Raw genomic sequence first — 7,019 nt, 5'->3', positions numbered from 1 at the left:
TCGGTGCACCTGACCCCCGAAGGACTGACGCGCGCCAAGGCACTCGCCGAGGCCTGGTTCAGGACCTGAATTGGTTCAGACGTCCACAGGACTCAGCGGCTGAATACCGGCCGCAGTGCTGCAGGCCGACGCCATGCGGGGGCCGGCGTCTGCGGCGGCGGGCGGAACCAGATGCTCTTGGGGCGGCCGGTGGCGGTGCGGCTGTAGATGGCGTCGCCGTGGGATTCCTGCTTGTGCGCGAGCAGTAGGCTCGACAGGATCTTGCGCTGGCACAGGCTGCAGGTGATCGAGCGACTGCCCACCAGGCCGGGAGGCATGGGTGGCACCTTGCCCAGCTTTCGGCGTGCAGGCGTCGCTGAATCGGAGGAGGGGGACCCCCCGCATTCAAGGGAGGTTGGGATGCATGACATGATTTTATTGTTGTGGTCGGCATGGATGGATTCGCATGCCTGGGGGGGATCAAAGCGGGGTATTGCCGTCTGTCAAGGCATTACTGCTGTTTGATCCCCATCGTATCTCCCGCGATTGAAGGGTGTGAATAGTACCCAAAGTCGAATCTGAACAATCCGGCAACTGTTGGCAAACCGCAGTGCCGTGGGCGAGTCAGCCGACGTGGGATGCCAGCCACTGCACGATCTGCCCCGCGCCCATGGCCCCGCTCTGGCGTGCCACCTCCCGGCCGCCGTGCAGCAGCACCATCGTCGGGATGCTGCGGATCGCGTACTGGCCCGACGCATCCGGGCTGTCGTCGCTGTTGACCTTGGCGAAGAGCACGCGGCCCTTCATCTGCGCGGCGGCGGCCTGGAACTGCGGCGCCATCTGGCGGCAGGGTCCGCACCACGGCGCCCAGAAGTCGACGACCACGGGCAGTTCGGTCTTGGCCGCGAGGGTGGCGAGCGTCTGGTCGTTCAGCGCGACCGGGTGACCGTCCAGCACGGGCTTGCCGCAACGGCCGCAGGTGGGGTCGTCGCGCAGGCGCTCGTCGGGAACGCGGTTGACGGCCAGACAGTGGGGACAGGCGATGTGCATGGTGGGGGCTCCGGTGCCGTGGTGCATACGGGTTGGTGTATGCCGACCAGACGTTGGGCCGAGCCGGGTGGTTTCAAGGCCGGACGGGGCAGACGCCGACGGCGAGGCTCTGTTCCAATGGATTCCACCTGATGCACCGGAGCGCTGCCGATGACCGCCTTGAGAGGATTTGCCCTGCTGCTCGTGTGCCAGGCGCTGGGCGATGCGCTGACCCGCGGGCTCGGGCTGCTGGTGCCGGGGCCCGTGACGGGGCTGTTGCTGCTGTTCGCGGCGCTGTTCTGGGCGCCGCTGCGCCAGCCGGTCGAGGCGGCGGCGACGACGCTGCTGGGGCACCTGTCGCTGCTGTTCGTGCCGGTGGGGGTGGGCATCACCGTCCACCTGGGCCTGCTGGCACGCTACGGGGTGGCGCTGATGGTCACGATCCTGGTGTCCACGGCGGTCGGCATCGCGGTGACCGGGTGGGTGCTGGACGCGCTGCTGCGCCACGACACGGCCTCCGGTCACCCGGCCGGGCATGGAGATGCGCATGACTGAAGTGGTGCAGCTCTGGGTGTATCTGGCGGCGAGTCCGCTGTTCGGCCTGACGGCGACGCTGGTGGCCTATGTCGCCGCCCATGCGCTGTCGCAGCGGCTGGGTGGGGCGCCGTGGGCAAATCCGGTGCTGGGCTCGGTGCTGCTGCTGGGCACGGTGCTGTGGATGACGGGCACGCCGTATGCCACCTACTTTGCCGGCGCGCAGTTCGTGCATGTGCTGCTCGGGCCGGCGGTGGTGGCGATGGGGTGGCCGCTGTGGCAGCGCCGCCAGGCACTGCGCCGCCGCGGGGTGGCGCTGGTGCTGGCCGCGCTGGCGGGTGGCACGGCCTCGGCGGTGAGCGCTGTGGGGCTCGGGGCGCTGCTGGGACTCGACAGCGAAGTGCTGCGTTCGCTGGCGCCCAAGTCGGTGACGGCGCCGGTGGCGATGGGCATCGCCGAGCGGCTGGGCGGGGTGCCGGCGCTGGCGGCGGCGTTCGTGCTGATCACCGGGGTTGCCGGGGCGCTGATGGGCAAGTCCGTGCTCGACGCGATGGGGCTGCGCGACTGGGCGGTGCGTGGCTTCGCGCTGGGCAGTGCCGCCCACGGCATCGGCGCCGCCCGGGCGATGCAGGTGCATCCGGAAGCGGGTGCCTATGCCGGGCTGGCGCTGAGCCTGCAGGCGCTGCTGTCCTCGGTGCTGATGCCGCTGGCGGTGCCGTGGCTGCTGCGCTGGTGGGGCTGACGCCGGACCGGCGTCGCGGCTTACAGCGGCAGTTCGGTGTAGAAGCGCCCGCCGTGGAAGATCAGCGGCGAGGCCTCGGCGCGGTAGCGGCACTGCTCGACTTCGCCGACGAAGATGACGTGGTCGCCTTCCTCGTAGCGGCTGCGGTTGTGGCATTCGAGCACCGCCGCGGCGCCGTCCAGCAGCGGCACGCCGCCGACACCGGGGCGCCAGTCGAGGCCGGCGAAGCGGTCCGCGCCACGGGTGGCGAAGCGTTCGGCCAGCGCGCGCTGTTCGGCGGCGAGGATGTGGATCGCGTAGTGCGAGCCGGTGGCGAAGGCCGGCATCGACCCGGCCTGCAGCGCCAGGCTCCACAGCACGAGCGGCGGCGTCAGCGAGACCGAGTTGAACGAGTTGGCCGTGAGCCCCACCGGGGTGCCGTCGGCGGCCCGGGCGGTGACGATGGTGACACCGGTCGCGAACAGGCCGAGCGCTGCGCGGAAATCCTGCCGGGTGAAGGGGGAGGCTTGCATGGCCGGGATTGTCAGCGATTACCCCCGGTCCTGCGTCCGCAGGATGGGATGCCCGCCTTCTAGAATCCAGCTCCATGGCCAGCCCCACTTCCGTTTCCCCGCCGCCCGCCCGTCTGCCCGGCGCCACCTCTGCCACCCAGTGGCTGCTGCGCTGGTGGCGCCTGCTGGCGGTGCTGGTGCTGGGCTTCGCCTCGGGGCTGCCGCTGGCGCTCACGGGGCAGGCCATGCAGGCCTGGCTCAGCCTGGAGGGCGTGGATGTGGCGACGATCGGTTTCCTGAGCCTGGTCGGACTGCCGTACACCTTCAAGTTCCTCTGGGCGCCGCTGATGGACCGGTTCGATCCGCCCTTTCTCGGGCGCCGCCGCGGCTGGCTGGTGCTGACGCAGCTCGCGCTGGCGGGTGTGCTGGTGCTGATGGCGGACACTTCGCCGAAGACCTCGATGCAGGCGTTTGCGCTGCTCGCGGTGGCGGTGGCCTTCCTGTCGGCGTCGCAGGATGTCGTGATCGACGCCTACCGCACCGACGTGCTGCCGGCCGCCGAGCGCGGGCTGGGGTCGTCGCTGGCGGTGCTGGGGTACCGGCTGGCGATGATCCTGTCGGGCGGCGTGGCGCTGATCTGGACCGATCCGGCCAATGTGGTCGCCGGCGTTGCGGTGGGGGCTGCGGCGAGCTGGACCTGGCCCGAGGTCTACCGGCTGATGGCCGCGCTGATGGTGGGCGCGGCGGTGGTGTCGGCGCTGGCCATGCCGCGGCTGAAGGGGACGGTGCGGCCCGAGAGCGTGGCCCGCAACGACCTGATCGGTTTCGTGGCGGTGCTGGCCGCGGTGGCCGCCGGGTATGTGCTGACCGACAGGGTGCTGGGTTCCCTGGCGAGCGCGCTGCTGCAGCCGCTGCTGGAGCACACCACGCTGCCGGCGCCGCTGCGCCAGCGCTGGGTGGACTTGCTGGGCCTTGTGCTGGGCATCGGCGTGACGCTGCCGCTGGCGGCGTGGGCGGCGCGCAAGGCGCGCTTCGACACGCTGCTGGGCGGGCTGCAGAGCTATTTCAGCCAGCCGGGGGCGTGGGCGTTCCTGGGCTTCATCGTGCTCTACAAGCTGGGCGATGCCTTCGCCGGCTCGCTGATGACGCCGTTCCTGCTCAAGGCGATGGCCTACGGTTCGGCCGAGGTGGGCGTGGTCAACAAGGTGCTCGGGCTGTGGCTGACGATCGGCGGCGCGCTGCTGGGCGGGGCGCTGATGATCCGGCTCGGGCTGTGGCGGGCGCTGCTGCTGTTTGGGGTGCTGCAGATGGTCAGCAACATGGGCTTCTGGTGGCTGGCGGTCAACGGCAAGGGCGTGCTGCCGGGACTGACGGTGCCGGCGTTCGACTGGGGTTTCCTGCATCTGGCGCAGGCCACGCCGGTCGATGGCGGCCTGCTGATGGTGATCGCCTTCGAGAATCTCTCCGGTGGCATGGGCACGGCGGCGTTTGTCGCCTTCCTGATGAGCCTGACCAGCCAGCGTTTTTCCGCCACGCAGTACGCGCTGCTGTCGGCGTTCGCTTCGGTCGGCCGGGTCTGGGTCGGGCCGCTGGCCGGGGTGCTGGCCGAGTCGATCGGCTGGCCGAGCTTCTTCATCGTGTCCACGCTGGCCGCGCTGCCGGCGTTGTGGATGCTCTGGGGCCTGCGCGCGACGGTGCAGGCACTGGAGGTCGATCCGGCCACGGTTGGCCTCGACGACTGAATCCGGTCGTGTCTTTTCAACTTTGATGCCCATCACCATGCGCCAGGACCTTGTCGAAGACGCCACCATCACCACCCGCATCGATCTGCACCGGCCGGGCTGCAGCTGCGCGCTGCATGGTCGGCGCCTGTTCACCCGTCTGCTGGGCGGTGCGGCCGTGACGGCGGTCTGGCCAGCGCTGGCCCGCGAGGGTGTGGACGTGGGCGGCAACTCCAAGTTCGCCAAGCTGGTGTCGGCCGAGCAGGTCGAGTCCGCCGCGCAGCAGCAGTACCTGCAGCTGCGCCAGGAGGCCAGCAGCAAGCACGCGCTGGCCCCGGCGAACCATCCGCAGCAGCAGCGTCTGCAGGCCATCGCGGACCGGCTGATCCCCTACACCTACGAGTGGAACGAGCGGGCCCGCAGCTGGACCTGGCAGGTCAGCCTGATCGGCAGCAAGGAGCTGAACGCGTTCTGCATGCCGGGCGGCAAGATCGCGTTCTACTTCGGGATCCTGCAGACGCTGCAGCTCAGCGACGACGAGGTCGCGATGATCATGGGCCACGAAATGGCGCATGCGCTGCGCGAACATGCCCGCGAGCGCATGGGCAAGCAGACGGCGACCCGCGGTGCCATCGAGCTGGGGGCGGCGATCTTTGGCCTGGGCAATCTGGCGCGCTCGGCGGCGGACATCGGCGGGCAGTTGCTGACGCTGAAGTTCGGCCGCGAGGACGAGTCCGAGGCCGACCTGGTCGGCATGGAACTGGCGGCGCGTGCGGGTTACAACCCGCGTGCCGGCGTGTCGCTGTGGCAGAAGATGGCCGAAGCGAGCAAGGGTGCGCCGCCGCAGTTCCTCTCGACCCACCCGTCCAGCAGCACCCGCATCCAGGACATCGAAGCCAACCTGCCGAAGGTCGAGCCGCTCTATGCCCGTGCGCCGCGTCCTCCGAGGGTGTTCGGCCCGCCGGCATTGCACAGCACGGCAGGCTGAAACCCGCGCGGGCCGAGGTCACCAACGGTTGGGCAGTGGCTTGAGGATGTGCAGGCCACGGCCGATGGTGGCCGTGTAGCCACCGCGCTCCAGGTCCTTGAGCAGCCGGCTGACCATCTCGCGCGAGCAGCCGATGCGGCTGGCGATCTCCGCATGGGTGACGCGGCTGAGGATGCGGCGCGTGCCGTCTTCCTGCCGCACGGCCAGTTCCTCGATCAGCGCGACGAGGCGGCCATAGCTGTCCATCAGGGCCATGTTGCGCGCGTCGCGGGTGGCGGTGCGGGCGCGGGTGATGACCTTGGACAGCAGCTCGAACGCGAACTCCGGGTACTGCGCGATGTGTTCGCGCAGCGTCAGGCGGGTGATGACGACGCAGGTGGTTGGCTCGACCGTGATCACGCTGGCCGCGCGCGGGCCGCCATCCAGACTCATCTCGCCGACGAACTCACCGCTGCCATAGAGGCCGAAGGTGATCTCGCGGTCGTTCGGACCCATCGAGAAGACCTTGATCCGGCCCGAGAGCACGATGTAGAGCGTGTCACCTGGCTCGCCTTCCTGGATCAGGATGACGCCCTTGCGGTAACGGCGTGGCACCGCCCGCCGTGCCAGGGCCAGCAGAGCGGGTGAGAGTTGCAGATCGTCCAGCGTGGGGTCTGCGGATGGGGCCGTTCGAGTCGCTTTGGGCATCGACCTTCACGATAGGACATGCAGTAAGCAACTGCAAGTGCGAATATCTCCCGTCCGTGCCGCAGCACCTCTTCAGTGCGCCGCTTCGTGCCCCAGGATCGACACGATCGGAGGCAGCATGGCCACCTGGCGCACCAGGTCGCGGATGCTGGCGGCCTGGGTCTTCTGGCGCACGCTGGCGATCTGCGTGCGCACGGTGGAGACGGCCACACCGAAGCGGCGGGCGATGGCACCCGGGTCGTCGCCGCTGCACAGTGCCGTGAGCACCATGCCTTCCGCATGGGTGAGGTTGTGCACACGGGCGAAGTGCTCGACGCTCAAGGCCTCGCAGACCTGCTGCTTGCCGAAGACCAGCAGGATCGCACCGTCGGCGTGGTCACCCAGCGGGCTGCCCAGTGGCACGACGGCCACCGTTTCCACATGCGGCCCTTCGCCGAGCTTGAGCAGGCTGCGGCGGCCGGCAGCGGCCTGTGCCAGTGCGCGCAGCAGGACCGGCTCGTCGACGCTGGTGCGCGCGTGCAACTGGCTGCCCTGCAGGCGGCAGGAACCGTGCAGGGCGGTGCAGTGCTGGCGGCCCATCTGGTTGGCCTGCATCAGATGCCCGGCGGCGTCGAGGATCAGCAGGCCGTAGTCCAGTTCATCCAGCGCGCCCGTGAGCATGTGCAGCAGCCATTGGGCACTGTGGACCTGGGGTGGTGCACACGGATCGGCACGAGGGCGATCGAAGTGTTCGCGGTTCTGGATGGAAGCGATGGTCAGCATGGCGGTACTCCTGATCGACCCTGTGAATCCCCGAACTCACCAGCATCGACCCATTGACGTTATCGCGCTGTCGCGTGACTCCAGTC

General features: G+C 69.4%; 9 protein-coding genes. 4 read left to right on the top strand and 5 right to left on the bottom strand.

What is annotated here, in order from left to right; translation table 11 throughout:
* Positions 1-92: 92 nt before the first annotated feature.
* Both AB3X43_RS13030 and trxC read right to left on the bottom strand, forming a co-directional pair.
* Complete coding sequence (locus tag AB3X43_RS13030; RefSeq protein WP_369430285.1) at positions 93-317, bottom strand: hypothetical protein; 225 nt, start codon at positions 315-317, stop codon at positions 93-95.
* Positions 318-603: 286 nt separating this feature from the next.
* Positions 604-1,029 carry a thioredoxin TrxC gene (gene trxC / locus AB3X43_RS13025; protein ID WP_369430284.1) on the bottom strand — a complete coding sequence of 142 codons (426 nt, stop codon included), beginning with the start codon at positions 1,027-1,029 and terminating at the stop codon, positions 604-606.
* Positions 1,030-1,179: 150 nt separating this feature from the next.
* Between trxC and AB3X43_RS13020 the strand changes: the two genes are divergently transcribed.
* Both AB3X43_RS13020 and AB3X43_RS13015 read left to right on the top strand, forming a co-directional pair.
* The gene (locus tag AB3X43_RS13020; RefSeq protein ID WP_369430282.1) at positions 1,180-1,563 is read left to right on the top strand and encodes a CidA/LrgA family protein; all 384 of its coding nucleotides are present in this window, start codon (positions 1,180-1,182) and stop codon (positions 1,561-1,563) included.
* A complete protein-coding gene (locus AB3X43_RS13015; RefSeq protein WP_369430281.1) occupies positions 1,556-2,284 on the top strand; it encodes an LrgB family protein in 729 nt (242 codons plus the stop codon). The genes AB3X43_RS13020 and AB3X43_RS13015 overlap by 8 nt, the downstream gene beginning before the upstream one ends.
* A 20-nt stretch (positions 2,285-2,304) precedes the next feature.
* On the opposite strand, the gene AB3X43_RS13010 is transcribed toward AB3X43_RS13015, so the two are convergent.
* Entirely contained in the window at positions 2,305-2,796 is a 492-nt protein-coding gene (locus AB3X43_RS13010; protein ID WP_369430280.1) for a flavin reductase family protein, read from the bottom strand.
* Positions 2,797-2,870: 74 nt separating this feature from the next.
* Between AB3X43_RS13010 and AB3X43_RS13005 the strand changes: the two genes are divergently transcribed.
* Together AB3X43_RS13005 and AB3X43_RS13000 are read left to right on the top strand one after the other, a co-directional pair.
* Positions 2,871-4,517, top strand: coding sequence for an AmpG family muropeptide MFS transporter (locus AB3X43_RS13005; protein ID WP_369430279.1), 1,647 nt, complete (start codon positions 2,871-2,873; stop codon positions 4,515-4,517).
* A 37-nt stretch (positions 4,518-4,554) separates the two neighbouring features.
* Complete coding sequence (locus AB3X43_RS13000; protein ID WP_369430278.1) at positions 4,555-5,484, top strand: M48 family metallopeptidase; 930 nt, start codon at positions 4,555-4,557, stop codon at positions 5,482-5,484.
* Positions 5,485-5,502: 18 nt separating this feature from the next.
* Here the strand turns inward: AB3X43_RS13000 and AB3X43_RS12995 are convergent, their stop codons facing one another.
* Together AB3X43_RS12995 and AB3X43_RS12990 are read right to left on the bottom strand one after the other, a co-directional pair.
* Complete coding sequence (locus AB3X43_RS12995; RefSeq protein WP_369430277.1) at positions 5,503-6,171, bottom strand: Crp/Fnr family transcriptional regulator; 669 nt, start codon at positions 6,169-6,171, stop codon at positions 5,503-5,505.
* A gap of 72 nt (positions 6,172-6,243) precedes the next feature.
* Positions 6,244-6,933, bottom strand: a complete 690-nt coding sequence (locus tag AB3X43_RS12990; RefSeq protein ID WP_369430276.1) for a helix-turn-helix transcriptional regulator — start codon at positions 6,931-6,933, stop codon at positions 6,244-6,246.
* Between the last annotated feature and the right edge of the window lie 86 nt (positions 6,934-7,019).

Origin of the sequence: Sphaerotilus sp., assembly GCF_041083715.1 — a bacterium.
In the GTDB taxonomy this organism is placed as follows: Bacteria; Pseudomonadota; Gammaproteobacteria; order Burkholderiales; family Burkholderiaceae_C; genus Sphaerotilus.
Note: the sequence above shows the minus strand (reverse complement) of the source record. Positions and strands in the feature narration are given on the sequence as shown.